Below are 17,353 nucleotides of genomic sequence, written 5' to 3' on the forward strand. Positions count from 1 at the left end.
TTAGTGGATTTATTCTGAAATTTTTTCAATTGTTACTTCGTGGATAAGTTCTTGGATAAAATCTTCTGAGGCTAAATCATCAGAAAAAGCAGTCGCGCTACCGCAAGCGACACCCCATTTGAAAGCCTCTAAAGGATCTTGTGTTTTTGAAAAGTTGCCAATAAAACCAGCAATCATTGAGTCGCCAGCGCCGACAGAATTTTTCAGTGGGCGTTTTAAAACGTTGGAACGATAAACACCTTCTGCTGTGAAAAGTAATGCACCATCACCAGCCATTGAGATAATTACGTGTTGTGCTCCTTCTTCTAGTAACCGATGTCCATAAGGTAAAATGTCTTCAACACTTGTAAAGGTTGTATGATATAATTCTGCCAACTCATGATTATTTGGCTTGACCAATAAAGGCTTTTGTGACAAAGCGTTCATTAAATCTTCACCTGTCGTATCAATAACAAATTCTGCGCCTTTTTCCTTCACAATTTGGATTAATTCTTCGTAAAATCCTTTGCGTAGAGAAGCAGGTGTACTTCCTGAAAGAACAACAATATCACCAGCCTGAACACGACTAACTGCTTGTTTTAGTTCTTGAATTTCTTCGTTTGTTAGAGCAGGTCCTAAGCCGTTAATTTCTGTTTCAGTATCTGATTTCAATTTAATGTTGATTCGTGTATCAGCAGACACGGGAGTGAAATTCGTTTGGATTTCTTCTTTTTTCAACCAATCGGCAATGAATGAGCCTGTAAAACCACCTAAAAAACCTAAGGCAGTGGATTCTGTCTCCATACGTTTTAAAATACGTGAAACGTTGATTCCTTTGCCGCCGGGTAATTTAAAATCATTCGTCATCCGATTTAAATCACCAATTTGTAGATGATCGACATGAACGATAAAGTCGATAGAAGGGTTTAAAGTCACTGTGTAAATCATTTGTTTGCCTCCATTAAAATAGTTTTTTGCTGGAATCCTTGAAGCGATTCAGCAGGGCAGTAGTCAGTTAGTAAAGTAACTGACTCTAATTCTTCCACTTTGGTAAACGTTACTTCATTAAATTTTGTATGATCCAGTAAAACATAGGCTGTTTCTGCTTGATGAATAGCCAAGGCTTTTAGCGCTGCTTCTTCGGGATCAGGCGTCGTTAAACCAAACTCTAAATGTGCGCCGTTAGTTCCTAAAAAAGCTTTGTTAAAACGAAAATGTTGTAGCTGTTCCATACTAGTGGCACCAATGATTGCTTTAGTGGAGAGCTTCAAAGTACCACCAAGCATAATAGTGGGAATTTCCATATCGCTAAGTTTTGCAGCGTGATGCACGGAATTCGTCACTACATGGATTTGTTTCCCAACTAAAAAAGGGATCATTTCTAACGTGGTTGAACCAGCATCTAAATAGATCATATCGCCATCTTGTACACAACTAGCGGCTAAAGAAGCAATCTTTTGCTTTTCGTGCGTGTTTTTGATTGATTTTTCCGTCATGTTTTGTTCAAAGCCTAAATTAAGAATACGCTTAGCGCCGCCGTGAATGCGTTCTAACAAATTGGCGTCTTCTAATTCTTGTAAATCGCGGCGGATTGTGGATTCTGAAGCATTAAACAAGCTAGCAAGTTCTTGCGATTTGACGACTGATTTTTGATCTAACAATTGTAAAATTTTTTGATGTCGTTCTTCCGTAAGCATTTTCATCCCTCATTTCATGGATATAATAGCACAAATGAAAACGCTAATCAATCTAAAACGGTCAAAAACATTCAAAAAAATTAAAAAACAGTCATAAGAAAAAAAGAAAGCTGCTGAACCTGAGTTCAGCAGCTTTCTTTAATTCACTAAATCATTCGGTAAAGTTTTTTGATAAATCTCTTTTTTGACTTGGTAAGCGAGTTTTTCATCGGTCAAAATAATGAGCACATCGCCAACATGCATAACAGTATCACCATGTGTTAAAATTTCCGATTCGCCACGGCGAATGGAAGTGAGCAACATTTGTTTAGGCCAGACAAAATCACGTACCATCGTATCATCTAAGGAACTTTCTGCAGTGATAGGTAATTCAATAATCGTTTTGTGGCCACGAATATTACTTACTTTAGAAGGAACCAAACGTTCTAATAAGCTTTCATAAATTGGCTTGCCGCCAAGACTATCGATGGTAATATAACTAACTAAAGCGACAACCCCTAAAGACATTAAATGAGAAAAATTGCCGACCATTTCTGTTACTAAAATAATCGCTGTTAACGGTGCTTTGCCGATCGCAGTAAAATAACCAGCCATGGCAAAAATTAAAAAGTTTTTCACAAAAATTGGATCCATCCCTACGTATTGGACAAGTAGACTGCCATACAATGTTCCGATAATGGCACCTAAAGTTAGAATAGGCAAGAAAATACCACCAGGGAGATTCGAACCGTAAGAAACCATTGAAAAAACAAAACGTAAAACCAATAAGCCGACTAAAGCCCAAATCGTGGCCGGTTGATTGCCTAAAGCTAAAACAATTTGATTCCCACCGCCAAGTAAATGTGGAAAGAAATAACCAATCGGTAAAATCAAAATAAAAGGAACAAAACCATAATAATTAGAAGAAAGGCCTTTGATTTTTCCATATACTTTTGGTAAGGACAACAATGTTTTTTGATATATCCAACCTAATAATCCTAGCAAAACGCCCAGCAGGACTAATGTCCAATAGTACTCTAAAGGCAAAGATTTAACCGGACCAATATAAAGAACTGGCTGCAATCCGAAGAAATGCAAAGAAACAAAGTTAGCGGAAATGGCCGCAGAAAAAGAGGTTAACCAAACTAAAGGTGAAAAGGAATGGTGAACCTCTTCTAGAACAAATAAAAGTCCTGCGATTGGTGCGTTAAAAGCGGCGGCTAAACCAGCACTGGCACCACTACTGATTAAAATTTTTTCTTCAGACTTGGTGCTTTGCCGCCATTGACTATAGCCTTGTCCAACCACTGCACCTAGTTGAATTGAAGGACCTTCACGTCCCAAAAATAGCCCAGGACTAATCGCTAAGATCCCACCGATAAATTTTTTCCAAAGCACTGGAAACCAATGAATTTCTAATTGACCTTGAAGTTGTCCTTCCACTTGGGGAATGCCACTGCCTTTAATTGCTGGTTCGCTCTTAATCAGTCGTCCTAATAAATAAGCAAGCACGAGAGAAAATAAGAACCAAGGAATCATCCAAAAGGGTTTTTCGTGAAACGTTTGATACAGATGAACGACTTGTTCGCCAATTTTTTCAATGCCTAAGCGAAATAAGCTGACAACAAAGCCTACCAGGATTCCGACGACGATGCCTTTAAGGATAAAGCCGATTCGGGTACCATCTAATTGTTTAATTTCATGTACATTATTATTCATTTCATTTTTAGCCTCCATCACTACTTACTAATGTACTGCGGTTTGACTTGATTTACAAGAAAATTTCATATAAAAAGAAAAAGATTTTTTGTTCTTTTCTAAAGAACTTCAAAGGGATTTTTGGTATACTGTATAAGATTGAAAAAAGAGAGAGGACGTTTAATATGACACAAAAACATGCCTTGGTTCAGGGAATGAATCCTCGACAAGAAGAAGCCGTTTTGCATACAGAAGGACCACTGTTAGTCATGGCTGGTGCTGGTAGTGGAAAAACGCGGGTTTTAACACACCGAATTGCCTATCTAATTGAGGAAAAAGAAGTAAATCCATGGAATATTTTGGCGATTACGTTTACCAATAAAGCTGCTAAAGAAATGAAAGAGCGTGTAAATAAATTACTGGAAACGGGTGGCGAAGATGTATGGGTCTCCACTTTTCACTCCATGTGTGTAAGAATTTTACGTCGTGATGTGGATCAGATTGGTTACAACCGTAATTTTACAATTATTGACCCATCAGAACAAAAAACATTAATGAAACGCATCTTAAACGACTTAAATATTGATTCAAAAAAATATGATCCTCGCTCAATTTTAGGTACGATTAGCAATGCCAAAAATGAATTACAAACGCCTGAAAAAGTTGCTGAAATGCAAGGTTCCTTATATGAAGAAATTGTCGCAAAATGCTATGAAGCCTATCAAAAAGAATTACGCAAAAACCAATGTATGGATTTTGATGATTTGATTATGAATACGATTCGTTTATTTAATGAACAACCAGATACGTTGGCTTTCTACCAAAATAAATTTCACTATATTCATGTGGATGAATACCAAGATACCAATCATGCACAATATACCTTAGTCAATTTATTGGCTGCACGTTTCAAAAATCTGTGTGTCGTAGGTGATGCCGACCAAAGTATCTATGGTTGGCGCGGGGCGGATATGCAAAATATCTTGGATTTTGAAAAAGATTATCCAGATGCCAGTGTAATTTTGCTAGAACAAAATTATCGATCCACCAAAAACATTTTGGCGGCTGCGAATGATGTCATCAAAAATAACCGTAACCGCCGCGAGAAAGAACTGTGGACAGAAAATATAGACGGTGAAAAAATTGTCTATTATCGCGGGGACACAGAACGGGATGAAACACAATTTATTGTGAGCCAAATCCAAAAAGAAATGCGGGAAAATGACCGAATTTATGGTGATTTTGCGGTATTATATCGGACCAATGCCCAATCCCGTGTAGTGGAAGAAATGCTCTTGAAATCTAATATTCCGTATACCATGGTGGGCGGACATAAATTCTACGACCGTAAAGAAATTAAAGATATTTTGGCTTATTTAAGTTTGATTGCCAATCCAGATGATTCGATTAGTTTTGAACGAATTGTCAATGAACCAAAACGAGGAATCGGTAAAAGTTCAATTGAAAAATTACGACTATTTGCGGATACGCATGGTTGGGCTTTGCTGGAAGCTGCCCAAAATGTTGATTTGGCAAATATTTCAGGAAAAGCGGGTAAAGAGCTTGGCAATTTTGGCATGATGATTCAAGACTTAACGAAAACAGTTCCATATTTAACGATTACAGAATTGGTGAAAGAAACTTTACAACGTAGTGGTTATCGGGAAGCTTTGATGGCGCAAAATAATTTAGAGTCTCAAGCTCGCTTAGAAAACTTGGACGAATTTTTATCTGTGACACAAGAATTTGATAAACGTTTTGAAGCGCAAAACAACGACGATCCAAATGGCGAAGAAACAAAATTGGCGGATTTTTTAACAGATTTAGCCTTGGTTTCTGATCTAGATAATTTAGAAGAGAGCTCTTCACAAGTAACCTTAATGACGTTGCATGCGGCCAAAGGGCTGGAATTTCCAGTGGTCTTTTTAATGGGCTTAGAAGAAGGGGTTTTCCCATTATCACGTGCCATGCTAGAAGAAAGTGAACTGGAAGAAGAACGGCGTTTGGCTTATGTTGGTATCACTCGAGCGGAAGAAGCCTTGTTCTTAACGAATGCTTATTCGAGAACATTATATGGTCGCACGCAATATAATCGACCAAGTCGCTTTTTAGAAGAAATTGAGGCGGAGCGTTTAATGAAACAAGGGGCGGCAGCCAATTTACAGAAAGTTCCAGCGCGCACCTTTGATCCTAAAGTATTTAAGCCCAGCGCAAGTAAACCAGCTTATACACAGCCAGCTACAAAATCAGTTAGCAACAAAGTGGCAAGTGGTGGCGAAAAAGTTTCTTGGCAAGCAGGTGATAAGGTCCAACATAAAGCATGGGGCGTTGGTACAGTCGTTCGTGTAGGCGGTTCGGCCAAAGACTTAGAGTTGGACATTGCTTTCCCTGAAAAAGGCATAAAACGGTTGTTAGCGGCATTTGCACCAATTGAAAAAATTTAACATGCAAAATAGGTCAGCGATTTAATGAGAAATCATCATTAGTTAAATTCTTTTTATTTTCTATCTTAGTGTAAATGTGTTAAAAAGACGATAGGAGCATTACACTTATGAGGAGGAGTTCTACGATGGAACAACAACCATTAACATTAACGGCGGCGACAACTCGTGCGCAAGAATTAAGAAAACAACTCAATCAATATTCCCATGAATATTATGTCAAAGATCAACCATCCGTAGAAGATTATGTTTACGATCGTTTGTATAAAGAGTTAGTCGATATTGAAACGGAGTTTCCTGATTTAATCACGCCAGATTCGCCGACACAACGTGTAGGTGGCAAAGTTTTATCTGGTTTTGAAAAAGCTCCGCATGACATTCCGATGTATAGTTTAAATGATGGGTTTAGTAAGGAAGACATTTTTGCTTTTGATGAACGTGTTCGTAAGGCGATTGGTAAACCCGTTGCTTACTGTTGCGAGTTGAAAATTGATGGGTTAGCAATTTCATTACGTTATGAAAACGGGGTGTTTGTACGCGGAGCAACACGAGGCGATGGAACGGTTGGTGAAAACATTACAGAGAACTTACGAACGGTTCGCTCTGTACCGATGCGCTTAACGGAGCCCATTTCAGTGGAAGTTCGTGGCGAGTGCTACATGCCTAAACAATCCTTTGTCGCGTTGAATGAAGAACGTGAAGAAAATGGTCAAGATATTTTTGCCAATCCTCGGAATGCAGCGGCGGGAAGCTTGCGCCAATTAGATACAAAAATTGTGGCGAAACGGAACTTAAATACGTTTTTATACACAGTTGCTGACTTTGGACCAATGAAAGCGAAGACGCAGTTTGCGGCATTAGAAGAGCTTTCTGCAATTGGTTTTAGAACCAATCCCGAACGGCAATTATGTCAGTCAATTGATGAAGTTTGGGCCTACATTGAAGAATACCATGAAAAGCGGAGCACTTTGCCATACGAAATCGATGGAATTGTGATTAAAGTGAACGAATTTGCGTTGCAAGATGAATTAGGTTTCACTGTCAAAGCACCTCGCTGGGCGATTGCCTACAAATTTCCACCAGAAGAAGCAGAGACAGTAGTGGAAGATATTGAATGGACAATTGGGCGCACGGGGGTAGTCACTCCTACTGCGGTCATGGCTCCTGTACGAGTCGCGGGAACCACGGTTAGTCGGGCAAGTTTGCATAATGCAGATTTTATTCAAATGAAAGATATCCGTTTAAATGATCATGTTATTATTTACAAAGCCGGCGATATTATCCCAGAAGTAGCGCAAGTCCTAGTTGAAAAACGTGCAGCCGATAGTCAGCCTTATGAAATGCCGACACATTGTCCAATTTGTCATAGTGAGTTGGTGCATTTAGATGAGGAAGTGGCGTTACGTTGTATTAATCCAAAATGCCCTGCGCAAATTAAAGAAGGGCTGAATCACTTTGTCTCACGAAACGCAATGAACATTGATGGCTTGGGGCCACGAGTGTTAGCACAAATGTATGACAAAGGATTAGTGAAAGACGTAGCGGATCTGTATTTCTTAACAGAAGAACAATTAATGACTTTGGATAAAATCAAAGAAAAATCAGCAAACAACATTTATACTGCCATTCAAGGGAGTAAAGAAAACTCTGTCGAACGTTTGATTTTTGGCTTAGGGATTCGCCATGTGGGGGCGAAAGCGGCGAAAATTTTAGCGGAGCATTTTGGTGATTTACCAACCTTAAGTCGTGCAACTGCGGAAGAAATTGTGGCTTTGGATTCAATTGGCGAAACAATCGCAGACAGCGTTGTGACGTATTTTGAAAATGAGGAAGTTCATGAATTAATGGCTGAACTGGAAAAAGCCCAAGTGAACTTGACATATAAAGGTCTCCGGACAGAACAATTAGCAGAAGTGGAGTCACCTTTCAAAGACAAAACAGTTGTTTTAACAGGAAAATTAACGCAGTACACTCGCGAAGAAGCCAAAGAAAAAATTGAAAATCTTGGTGGAAAAGTTACAGGGAGTGTTTCGAAAAAAACTGACATTGTGGTTGCTGGCGAAGATGCTGGCAGTAAATTAACCAAAGCTGAAAGCTTAGGCGTGACCGTTTGGAATGAACAAGAAATGGTCGATGCGTTAGATGCAAGTCATTTTTAAGAAGAAAAATTAACGTTGTCAGATTTTATGTAGTAATTTGATGGTATACTTATTTTAGTCATAAAAGTTATATGAACGAGGACTTTCTGAGTTGAGAAAGGAGGTTGATGCTTATGCGCAATTCTTCTTACTTTAACGAAAGGAGCAATGTTTTTGTCCGTTGAAGCAGCGCTAGGACTGATGATTGGTTTTGCAACACTTGTTGTGACCATTATCTTCGGTATCTTAGCGCTTGTCTTAGACAACAAAAATAACCGTTCATAAGCTTTGAGGAGCTGAACGGTTAAGCGTTTGAAATAAAACCAATAACTCAGTAAGCCACCAGTTCTTATAACTGGTAGTGGCTACTAGAGAGGTATGTTAGAGGTATGTTCCTGCATATCTCTCTTTTCATTTTCATAATAACATATTTCCGTCATTTTTGCGAGCGACAAATTATCAATGAAATTCAAGGTTTCATCTAAAATATCCGACCATTTTATGGTAGAATAGGAACAGAGTGAACAGCTGTGCTAAGCTGTTTAAAGAAATACAATCCAATTGATTAATCTGAAAATGAAAATTTCAGTAAATGATAGAAAGAAGGGTATCTATGGCAATTACAGAAGAACAAGTCAAACATGTCGCTAAATTATCAAAATTATCTTTCTCCGAAGAAGAATTAGCGGACTTTACCAATCAACTAGATAAAATTATTGATATGGTGGAATTACTAGAAGAAGTAGATACAACAGGGGTTCCTTTTACTTCAAATGTGAATGAATCAATCAATGTCATGCGTGAAGACATAGCGACACCAGGAATGGACCGTAAAGAATTAATGCGGAATGTTCCGGAATCAGAGAATGGTTACATTAAAGTGCCTGCAATTATGGATAACGGGGAGGCAGGAGCCTAATGGAAAAATTATACGACAAATCGTTAACAGAGTTACATGATTTATTGGTTTCAAAAGAAATCACAGCAGTTGATTTAACCGAAGAAACATTAAATCGTATTCAAGATACAGAAGAACAACTAGGTTCTTTTATTACAGTTAGTGAAGAAAAAGCAATGGCATTAGCCAAAGCGATTGACTTAAAAGGCATCACTGAAAGTAATCCATTAGCTGGGATTCCAATTGGGATTAAAGACAACATTGTCACAAAAGATATTTTAACAACAGCTGGCTCAAAAATGTTACACAATTTTGACCCAATTTATGATGCGACCGTGATGGATAAAGTCTATCAAGCAGATATGATTCCAGTCGGAAAATTGAACATGGATGAATTTGCCATGGGCGGAAGTACGGAAACGTCTTACTTTAAGAAAACAAAAAATGCTTGGGATCAAACCAAAGTTCCTGGCGGTTCTTCTGGTGGTTCAGCTTCTGCTGTCGCAGCCGGACAAGTCCCAGTTTCTTTAGGGAGCGATACAGGTGGCAGTATCCGCCAACCAGCCGCATTCAACGGTATTGTGGGCTTGAAACCAACATATGGACGTGTGTCTCGTTTTGGTTTGATTGCTTTTGCTTCAAGTTTAGACCAAATTGGTCCATTGACACGAAATGTTAAAGACAATGCCTTAGCTTTAAATGCAATTAGTGGTTATGACGAAAAAGACGGCACTTCTGCAGGCGTTTCTGTTCCTGATTTTACGGCAGATTTAACTGGCGACATCAAAGGCATGAAAATTGCTTTACCAAAAGAATACTTAGGTGAAGGGGTACAACCTGATGTTCGTGAAGCGGTATTAAAAGCAGCAGAAACATTTAAATCTTTAGGCGCAACGGTGGAAGAAGTTAGTTTGCCACATTCTAAATACGGCGTAGCGGTTTATTATATTATTGCCTCTTCAGAAGCAAGTTCAAACTTACAACGCTTTGATGGTATTCGTTATGGTTACCGTTCCGAAAATGTCCAAAATCTAGAAGATGTCTATGTTAATTCACGTTCTGAAGGTTTCGGAACAGAAGTTAAACGTCGGATTATGTTAGGAACCTTCTCTTTAAGTGCTGGTTATTATGATGCGCACTTTAAAAAGGCTGGTCAAGTCCGTACACTAATCAAACAAGATTTTGAGAATGTCTTTGCGGATTATGACTTAATCATTGGCCCATCAACACCAACAGTTGCCTTTGGTCTAGGGGAAAACATCAATGATCCAATCACAATGTATATGAATGATATTTTAACCATTCCTGTCAACTTAGCAGGACTACCAGGCATGTCCATTCCAGCAGGCTTCTCAGAAGGACTACCCGTAGGACTACAAATTATTGGGAAACATTTTGACGAGCATACAATGTACAAAGCAGCCTATGCTTTTGAACAAGCGACAGATTTCCATACGAAAAAACCAGTCATTTTAGGGGGGAACGATTAATGAACTTTGAAACTGTCATTGGATTAGAAGTCCACGTAGAATTGAAAACCAACTCTAAAATTTTCTCCTCTGCGCCAGCGCATTTCGGAGCAGAACCAAACAGCAACACAAATGTGGTTGACTGGAGTTACCCAGGTGTTTTACCTGTCATGAATAAAGGTGCCTTAGAATTTGGCATGAAAGCAGCACTTGCCTTGAACTGTGAAATTTCAAAAGAAACACATTTTGACCGTAAAAACTATTTTTACCCAGATAACCCTAAAGCATACCAAATTTCTCAATTTGATCAACCAATCGGACATGATGGTTGGATTGAAATTGAAGTCGAAGGCAAAAAGAAAAAAATTCGCATTGAACGTGTGCATTTAGAAGAAGATGCTGGGAAAAATATTCACGGCACAGATGGCTATTCTTATGTAGACTTGAATCGTCAAGGCACGCCTTTAATTGAAATCGTTTCTGAAGCAGACATGCGTTCACCAGAAGAAGCGTATGCTTATTTAGAAGCGTTGCGTTCAATTATCCAATTTACAGAAGTTTCTGATGTGAAAATGGAAGAAGGTTCTATGCGTTGTGATGCCAATATTTCTTTACGTCCGTATGGTCAAGAAGAATTTGGTACTAAAGCGGAATTAAAGAACTTGAACTCTATGAACTTTGTAAAAAAAGGTTTAGCTTATGAAGAAAAACGCCAAGCCAAAGTCCTATTATCTGGTGGCGAAATTCAACAAGAAACACGCCGCTTTGATGAAGCAACTAGTACAACGTTGCTAATGCGTGTTAAAGAAGGCTCAAGTGACTACCGTTACTTCCCAGAGCCAGATGTTCCTCGTTTTTCAATTGATGATGAATGGATTGAAAAAGTTCGCGCTAGTTTGCCAGAAATGCCAGCCTCACGTCGTGCCCGTTATATCAGTGAATTAGGTTTACCTGAATACGACGCAATGGTCTTGACTTTAACGAAAGAAATGTCAGATTTCTTTGAAGCAACTTTAGCAAACGGTGCAGATGCGAAACAAGCATCAAACTGGTTAATGGGCGAAGTTTCTGCTTACTTAAACAGTGAAAAAGTTGAATTAGCCGATACTAAACTAACACCAGAAAATCTAGCGGGTATGATTACTTTGATTAACGATGGCACAATCAGCTCGAAAATTGCGAAGAAAGTGTTCAAAGAGTTAATTGAAAACGGTGGAGATGCTAAAGAAGTTGTCGAAGCAAAAGGCCTTGTTCAATTATCTGATCCAGTGCAATTATTACCAATGATTAACGAAGTATTAGACAACAACCAACAATCAATTGATGACTTTAAAAACGGAAAAGACCGTGCAGTTGGTTTCCTTGTTGGACAAATTATGAAAGCAACTCGTGGACAAGCAAACCCAGGTGTGGTTAACAAGTTATTGCAAGAAGAGCTTTCAAAACGATAAGAAAGTAGCAGGCAAACCATGAAAAAAGCTAGAGTGATTTATAATCCAACGTCAGGCAAAGAGTTAATCAAAAAGAACTTAGCCGATATTTTATCTATTTTAGAAGAATGTGGTTATGAAGCCAGTGCATTTGCGACCACACCAGAAGAAAATTCAGCACGCAATGAAGCGCATCGTGCTGCGCGTGCAGGATTTGATTTACTAGTAGCAGCAGGTGGAGATGGAACTATTAATGAAGTCGTGAATGGGATTGCTCCGTTGAAGCGGCGCCCTAAAATGGCCATTATTCCTGCTGGAACGACGAATGACTATGCACGGGCCTTGAAGATTCCTCGTGATAATATCGTTAAGGCAGCAGAAGTGATTAAAAAAAATCAGACTGTCAAAATGGATATTGGCCAAGCCGGCAAAAATTACTTTATCAATATTGCGGCGGGTGGTCATTTAACGGAACTGACTTATGAAGTTCCATCAGAGTTGAAAAGTATTTTTGGTTACTTAGCATACTTAGCTAAAGGAGCCGAAATGTTGCCGCGAGTGAAGCCGATTAAAATGCGCATGACGTATGATGAAGGTGTGTATGAAGGCAACGCATCAATGTTTTTCCTAGGGCTGACTAACTCGGTGGGGGGGTTCGAGCAAATCGTACCAGACGCTAAATTAGATGATGGTAAGTTTTCATTAATCATTGTAAAAACAGCCAATATTTTTGAGATTCTTCATTTAGTTGCGTTAATGTTAAATGGTGGAAAGCATGTTGAAGATCATCGACTAATCTATACAAAGACTAGCTATTTACATGCAGAAACGTTAGAAAAGAACAATAAAATGATGATTAATTTAGATGGTGAATATGGAGGCGATGCTCCAATGACCTTTAAAAATATGCATCAACATATTGAAATTTTTGCAAATGGTGATGCACTGCCGTCCAATGCAATTATGGGTTCTGTCTTAACTGGTAGCGATGAGATTGTCGTAGAATCAGAAGATGAAGAGGAAGAAGCATATAACGAAGCCAGCAAAGAATTTGTCAAAGAAGTTGAACGACTAACCGACGAAGATATTGATGGCGATGGAAAGATTGCCGAAAAAGAAAAGTACTAAGTAGTCCGTGAATAGCTAATGAAAGATTTAGTTGATAAGATCTTTCATTGGCTATTTTTTGACTAAGGGAAAGGATCTCATTCTTTTATTTACCTAAAAAGCCCAAACGAAATTGCTAAATCGCCATGAAAATTCGTTGTTGCTTTTCTTAGGTATTTTCATTAGAATGAGTGAAGTGTATAAAAAGAAGGAGCGACTTATGAAAAATTATCCAGTAAAGAAAAATGACGTCATTGAAGTAGAAATCGTTGACTTGACGCATGAAGGTTTAGGCGTGGCAAAAGTGGACCATTATCCATTGTTTATTGAAAATGCCTTACCAGGTGAAAAACTTAAAATCAAAGTCTTAAAAACAGGCAAAAGTTTTGGTTATGGGAAAGTATTAACTGTCATAAAAAGCAGTGAACAGCGGGTGCCCGTGAAAGATGAAAACTTTACAAAAGTCGGGATCAGTCCGTTGCAACATTTAGCGTACGGCGCCCAACTATCATTTAAAACGCAACAAGTCGAAAATGTTATGCAACGTGTTGCTAAATTACCAGAAGTCCCTGTTTTACCAACAATTGGGATGAACGATCCGTGGCATTACCGGAACAAAGCACAAATTCCCGTGCGTAAAATTGACAACCAATTACAAACAGGTTTTTTCCGGAAAAATAGCCATGATTTAATTCCGATGGAACATTTCTACATTCAAGACCCAGAAATTGATGCAGCAATTGTTAAAATCCGTGACATTATGCGTAAATATAGCGTAAAACCATATAACGAATCTGATAATACAGGGAACTTACGCCATATTGTCGTTCGTCGTGGCTACCATACTGGGGAGATGATGGTTGTTCTAATTACGAGAACACCGAAATTATTCCCAATTAGTAAAATTGTGCCAGATATTTTGGAAGCTATTCCGGAAGTAGTCAGCATTGTACAAAATGTAAATCCAAAACGAACCAATGTCATTTTTGGCGATGAAACCATCTTATTACATGGGTCTGAAAAAATTACAGATACTATTTTTGATTTGAAATTTGAAATTTCCGCGCGTTCATTTTATCAAGTAAATCCACAACAAACAGAAGTGATGTATCAAAAAGTCAAAGAGTATGCGGCTTTAACAGGCAATGAAATTGTGGTGGATGCCTATTGTGGGATTGGGACGATTGGCTTAACTTTAGCCCAAGATGCAAAGCAAGTTTACGGTATTGAAGTAATTGAAGAAGCGGTCAAAGATGCAGAAAATAATGCTAAATTAAACAACATTGAGAATGCCACTTTCACGGCTGGTTTAGCGGAAGAATTATTGCCAAAATTAGTTGAAAATGGCTTGCAACCAGATGTTGTGGTGGTGGATCCACCACGGAAAGGGTTAGACGGTCAATTAGTAAACACATTAATTGAAACGCAACCTGAACGAATTGTTTATGTCAGCTGTAATCCAGCCACACTCGCTCGCGACATTGCATTATTAACAGAAGGTGGCTATGAAGCAAAAGAAATTCAACCAGTGGATAATTTCCCACAAACGACCCACATTGAATCTGTCACGTTATTAACAAAGGCGGTGGATTAAATGAATGAAAAAGAAAAAATGTTAGAATTAATTAAAAAGAAACAAGGTGGTGGCCGTTCTAAAAAAATGGAAACTCCCAAAAATGATCGTAAAAACATGCGCAAAGGGCCTAAAATTTTTAATAAATAAGCGGTTATCAGTAAAAAGTTGTCTCCCATTAATGAAATGGGGGGCAACTTTTTTGTTAAAGCATTCCTAGCCAAACAAATAAGTTGTTATTTTGCTAGTAAATCTGTTATTTTAGACAAAAGACAAGGAGGGCTATTCAGTGGAATATGTAACAACATTAGAAGAATTAGAAGAAAAAATTACAGACAATCGTCTACAAGCCGTCTTTTTGACAGCAAAAAATTGTAGTGTTTGTACAGTTGATAAACCGATTGTCGAAAAAATTGCAACAAAATATGAATTTCCTACATACATTGCAGAAGCTGATAAAAGTCCAGAAATAATTGGACAATTAAATGCTTTTTCTGCACCGACCATTATCTTATACTATGAAGGAAAAGAAATTCATCGCCAAGCTAAAATTATTAACTTTCAAGAAATTGAAAAGCGAGTTCGACAAGTACAAGAAAATAGATAATCAAAAAGGAAGCCACCGATCACGGAGGCTTCCTTTTTGATTATCTCGCTAAATGTTCAGTTTGTTGTTGAGAAAAAAGTTGATAACTGACAAAAACTTCTGCTCTTTTATTTACTTCTAATTTAACGAAAATATTGTGGATATGTGTTTTTACTGTCCCGATTGATAGGAATAGTTCGTTGGCTATATCTTGATTTGTTTTGCACTCTAAAAGTAACGAAAGCACTTCTCGTTCTCGCTGCGTTAATTGATAGGCATCACAAAAAGGCGCCAAAAGTACGGGTTCATCTGATTGATTTTCTTCCAATTTAGTAGCTTCTTTTTCAAGAGTCGACAGAGGAAAATCACGATTACAGAAGTAGATAATGGCGATGGAGAGAATGATTGTATAAATATCTTCAGAAACGTTTCGGTTGTTAATTTTAAAGACAATATCAGAATATTGGTCAATGTTAAAAATAACGAAGGTATCTTCCAGAAGAATCGCCACACCGAAACCAATGCTTAGCCAACCAATAAAACGAAGATATTTTTTCGCAAGGGCTGATAAAGGATCTGTTCGTAATTGATAGAGCGCATAGAAACCAAGGTAAATTAAAAATAACTGATTGGGTAAATAGTACAACCAAACTTTTAAGGCGGAATTTTGTGAAAATGGAATAGCTAGCATCCATAAACCAATTAAAAATAACCAGACAAATTGATAATTTTTAAAAGGACGACCACTAATAGTATTGATAATAGCCAGATAGGCAAAATTACAACAAATAAAAATGATGGTCTTTAAAAAAGGTGCGGTCATAAAGATCTGATTATATTCGGTTGCAAACGAATTAATGAACTCAGTCATATAAACAATCACATTGTCACAAATAAAAATAACCATTAAAAAGAGAAGCAATAAAAAAATCGGTTGTTTATTTTTCAAGTAAAGATTTAAGGTGAAGGTTGAAGTAAACGAATATAAAATAATCAACAAGATGTTATAAATAAAAACAAATGTCACGATTGGAAACCCCTTTCATCTTTTATTTTAAGTGAATGATTTTTCAAAATAATTATACCATTTTCAAATCTATGATTGGTCAGAAATTAGAGAGAAATCCGCCTAAACTTTTATAAACCCCTGGTGTACCAACGGTTTATAACCATAAATAAACTTTTTTTAATGAAAAATCACGCCAAAAAAGAAAGCGTTTTCTAACTTTTGGCGGATAGTAAACTCTTCGCTAAACTTGGTAAAGTCAATGTGTAAACAAAAACAACTTTTAGGAGGAACACATCATGAAAAGAGATTACGTTACAACAGAAACATATACGAAAGAGGAAATGCACTACTTAGTCGATTTATCATTAAAAATTAAAGAAGCGATTAAAAATGGGTATTATCCGCAACTGTTAAAAAACAAATCTTTAGGAATGATTTTCCAACAATCTTCAACTCGAACACGAGTATCTTTTGAAACTGCAATGGAACAATTAGGTGGACATGGCGAATATTTAGCACCTGGTCAAATTCAATTAGGGGGACATGAAACGATTGAAGATACCAGCCGCGTATTGTCACGTTTAGTAGATATTTTGATGGCTCGTGTGGAACGTCACCATAGTATTGTTGATTTAGCTAATTGTGCTACTATCCCAGTCATTAACGGTATGTCTGATTACAATCATCCAACCCAAGAATTAGGTGATTTGTGTACCATGGTTGAGCATTTACCAGAAGGCAAAAAATTAGAAGATTGTAAAGTTGTCTTTGTCGGAGATGCGACACAAGTTTGTTTTTCTTTAGGATTAATCACAACAAAAATGGGCATGAATTTTGTTCACTTCGGTCCAGAAGGCTTCCAATTAAATGAAGAGCATCAAGCGAAATTAGCAAAAAATTGTGAAGTTTCAGGCGGTAGCTTTTTGGTCACAGATGATGCAAGTTCTGTTGAAGGCGCTGATTTCTTGTACACGGATGTTTGGTATGGCTTGTACGAAGCGGAATTATCTGAAGAAGAACGTATGAAGGTTTTCTATCCAAAATATCAAGTGAATCAAGAAATGATGGATCGGGCAGGTGCCAATTGTAAATTCATGCACTGTTTACCAGCAACACGTGGAGAAGAAGTAACTGATGAAGTGATTGACGGTAAAAATTCTATTTGTTTCGATGAAGCAGAAAACCGTTTAACATCTATTCGTGGCTTATTAGTATATCTTATGAATGATTATGAAGCAAAAAATCCTTATGATTTAATCAAGCAAGCAGAAGCGAAAAAAGAACTAGAAGTTTTCTTAGACACTCAAAGCATTTAACGGCCAACTGTCCACTGATTGAAAAAATGAATC

General features: G+C 37.7%; 16 protein-coding genes. 11 read left to right on the forward strand and 5 right to left on the reverse strand.

The genetic code is table 11. From position 1 onward, the window contains the following. Positions 1-9: 9 nt before the first annotated feature. The 3 genes from pfkB to IGJ41_RS02610 form a co-directional block, all read right to left on the reverse strand. The gene (pfkB, locus tag IGJ41_RS02600) at positions 10-927 is read right to left on the reverse strand and encodes a 1-phosphofructokinase (protein ID WP_002408025.1); all 918 of its coding nucleotides are present in this window, start codon (positions 925-927) and stop codon (positions 10-12) included. Continuing rightward, on the reverse strand, positions 924-1,676 hold the full coding sequence (locus IGJ41_RS02605; RefSeq protein ID WP_002381250.1) for a DeoR/GlpR family DNA-binding transcription regulator: 753 nt from the start codon (positions 1,674-1,676) through the stop codon (positions 924-926). The genes pfkB and IGJ41_RS02605 overlap by 4 nt, the downstream gene beginning before the upstream one ends. 138 nt (positions 1,677-1,814) lie before the next feature. After that, positions 1,815-3,374, reverse strand: coding sequence for a ClC family H(+)/Cl(-) exchange transporter (locus IGJ41_RS02610; RefSeq protein WP_289855533.1), 1,560 nt, complete (start codon positions 3,372-3,374; stop codon positions 1,815-1,817). 164 nt (positions 3,375-3,538) lie between these two features. Between IGJ41_RS02610 and pcrA the strand changes: the two genes are divergently transcribed. Together pcrA and ligA are read left to right on the forward strand one after the other, a co-directional pair. Next, positions 3,539-5,797, forward strand: coding sequence for a DNA helicase PcrA (gene pcrA / locus IGJ41_RS02615; RefSeq protein WP_033657650.1), 2,259 nt, complete (start codon positions 3,539-3,541; stop codon positions 5,795-5,797). Positions 5,798-5,922: 125 nt separating this feature from the next. Beyond that, on the forward strand, positions 5,923-7,953 hold the full coding sequence (ligA, locus tag IGJ41_RS02620; RefSeq protein WP_104855774.1) for an NAD-dependent DNA ligase LigA: 2,031 nt from the start codon (positions 5,923-5,925) through the stop codon (positions 7,951-7,953). On the opposite strand, the gene IGJ41_RS02625 is transcribed toward ligA, so the two are convergent. After that, on the reverse strand, positions 7,950-8,165 hold the full coding sequence (locus IGJ41_RS02625) for a hypothetical protein (RefSeq protein WP_002382998.1): 216 nt from the start codon (positions 8,163-8,165) through the stop codon (positions 7,950-7,952). The genes ligA and IGJ41_RS02625 overlap by 4 nt on opposite strands. Here IGJ41_RS02625 and IGJ41_RS02630 point away from each other — a divergent pair. The 8 genes from IGJ41_RS02630 to IGJ41_RS02665 all read left to right on the forward strand — a co-directional run bounded on the left by IGJ41_RS02630 (position 8,131) and on the right by IGJ41_RS02665 (position 15,016). Then, positions 8,131-8,217 (forward strand): hypothetical protein, encoded by an 87-nt coding sequence (locus IGJ41_RS02630; RefSeq protein ID WP_306173767.1) that lies wholly within the window; start codon positions 8,131-8,133, stop codon positions 8,215-8,217. The genes IGJ41_RS02625 and IGJ41_RS02630 overlap by 35 nt on opposite strands. 328 nt (positions 8,218-8,545) lie before the next feature. Beyond that, positions 8,546-8,851: an Asp-tRNA(Asn)/Glu-tRNA(Gln) amidotransferase subunit GatC gene (gatC, locus tag IGJ41_RS02635; protein WP_010819217.1), complete on the forward strand. Its 306-nt coding sequence runs from the start codon at positions 8,546-8,548 to the stop codon at positions 8,849-8,851. Then, a complete protein-coding gene (gene gatA, locus IGJ41_RS02640; RefSeq protein ID WP_002368026.1) occupies positions 8,851-10,320 on the forward strand; it encodes an Asp-tRNA(Asn)/Glu-tRNA(Gln) amidotransferase subunit GatA in 1,470 nt (489 codons plus the stop codon). Before gatC ends, gatA begins: the two co-directional genes overlap by 1 nt. After that, positions 10,320-11,750 (forward strand): Asp-tRNA(Asn)/Glu-tRNA(Gln) amidotransferase subunit GatB, encoded by a 1,431-nt coding sequence (gene gatB / locus IGJ41_RS02645; RefSeq protein ID WP_438713822.1) that lies wholly within the window; start codon positions 10,320-10,322, stop codon positions 11,748-11,750. The genes gatA and gatB overlap by 1 nt, the downstream gene beginning before the upstream one ends. An 18-nt stretch (positions 11,751-11,768) precedes the next feature. Further along, positions 11,769-12,857 carry a diacylglycerol kinase gene (locus tag IGJ41_RS02650; protein ID WP_116491778.1) on the forward strand — a complete coding sequence of 363 codons (1,089 nt, stop codon included), beginning with the start codon at positions 11,769-11,771 and terminating at the stop codon, positions 12,855-12,857. 199 nt (positions 12,858-13,056) lie between these two features. Further along, positions 13,057-14,430 (forward strand): 23S rRNA (uracil(1939)-C(5))-methyltransferase RlmD, encoded by a 1,374-nt coding sequence (gene rlmD / locus IGJ41_RS02655; RefSeq protein WP_153854109.1) that lies wholly within the window; start codon positions 13,057-13,059, stop codon positions 14,428-14,430. Beyond that, positions 14,431-14,559, forward strand: coding sequence for a hypothetical protein (locus tag IGJ41_RS02660; RefSeq protein ID WP_002355577.1), 129 nt, complete (start codon positions 14,431-14,433; stop codon positions 14,557-14,559). 139 nt (positions 14,560-14,698) lie between these two features. Continuing rightward, the gene (locus IGJ41_RS02665) at positions 14,699-15,016 is read left to right on the forward strand and encodes a thioredoxin family protein (RefSeq protein ID WP_002358707.1); all 318 of its coding nucleotides are present in this window, start codon (positions 14,699-14,701) and stop codon (positions 15,014-15,016) included. Positions 15,017-15,056: 40 nt separating this feature from the next. On the opposite strand, the gene IGJ41_RS02670 is transcribed toward IGJ41_RS02665, so the two are convergent. Continuing rightward, positions 15,057-15,902 (reverse strand): helix-turn-helix domain-containing protein, encoded by an 846-nt coding sequence (locus IGJ41_RS02670; RefSeq protein ID WP_104855786.1) that lies wholly within the window; start codon positions 15,900-15,902, stop codon positions 15,057-15,059. A 398-nt stretch (positions 15,903-16,300) separates the two neighbouring features. Between IGJ41_RS02670 and ptcA the strand changes: the two genes are divergently transcribed. Next, a complete protein-coding gene (ptcA, locus tag IGJ41_RS02675) occupies positions 16,301-17,320 on the forward strand; it encodes a putrescine carbamoyltransferase (RefSeq protein ID WP_002355587.1) in 1,020 nt (339 codons plus the stop codon). Positions 17,321-17,353 lie beyond the last annotated feature (33 nt).

Origin of the sequence: Enterococcus sp. DIV1537a (genome assembly GCF_051712085.1) — a bacterium.
Lineage (GTDB): Bacteria > Bacillota > Bacilli > Lactobacillales > Enterococcaceae > Enterococcus > Enterococcus faecalis.

Excerpts from the sequence above, each read along its gene's own strand:
- IGJ41_RS02660 (WP_002355577.1), top strand. The coding sequence starts at position 14,431 with ATGAATGAAAAAGAAAAAATGTTAGAATTAATTAAAAAGAAACAAGGT.
- ligA (WP_104855774.1), top strand. The coding sequence starts at position 5,923 with ATGGAACAACAACCATTAACATTAACGGCGGCGACAACTCGTGCGCAA.
- IGJ41_RS02650 (WP_116491778.1), top strand. The coding sequence starts at position 11,769 with ATGAAAAAAGCTAGAGTGATTTATAATCCAACGTCAGGCAAAGAGTTA.
- rlmD (WP_153854109.1), top strand. The coding sequence starts at position 13,057 with ATGAAAAATTATCCAGTAAAGAAAAATGACGTCATTGAAGTAGAAATC.
- IGJ41_RS02605 (WP_002381250.1), bottom strand. The coding sequence starts at position 1,676 with ATGCTTACGGAAGAACGACATCAAAAAATTTTACAATTGTTAGATCAA.
- pcrA (WP_033657650.1), top strand. The coding sequence starts at position 3,539 with ATGACACAAAAACATGCCTTGGTTCAGGGAATGAATCCTCGACAAGAA.
- gatC (WP_010819217.1), top strand. The coding sequence starts at position 8,546 with ATGGCAATTACAGAAGAACAAGTCAAACATGTCGCTAAATTATCAAAA.
- gatB (WP_438713822.1), top strand. The coding sequence starts at position 10,320 with ATGAACTTTGAAACTGTCATTGGATTAGAAGTCCACGTAGAATTGAAA.
- IGJ41_RS02610 (WP_289855533.1), bottom strand. The coding sequence starts at position 3,374 with ATGAATAATAATGTACATGAAATTAAACAATTAGATGGTACCCGAATC.
- pfkB (WP_002408025.1), bottom strand. The coding sequence starts at position 927 with ATGATTTACACAGTGACTTTAAACCCTTCTATCGACTTTATCGTTCAT.
- IGJ41_RS02670 (WP_104855786.1), bottom strand. The coding sequence starts at position 15,902 with ATGGTTATTTTTATTTGTGACAATGTGATTGTTTATATGACTGAGTTC.
- ptcA (WP_002355587.1), top strand. The coding sequence starts at position 16,301 with ATGAAAAGAGATTACGTTACAACAGAAACATATACGAAAGAGGAAATG.
- gatA (WP_002368026.1), top strand. The coding sequence starts at position 8,851 with ATGGAAAAATTATACGACAAATCGTTAACAGAGTTACATGATTTATTG.
- IGJ41_RS02625 (WP_002382998.1), bottom strand. The coding sequence starts at position 8,165 with ATGGTCACAACAAGTGTTGCAAAACCAATCATCAGTCCTAGCGCTGCT.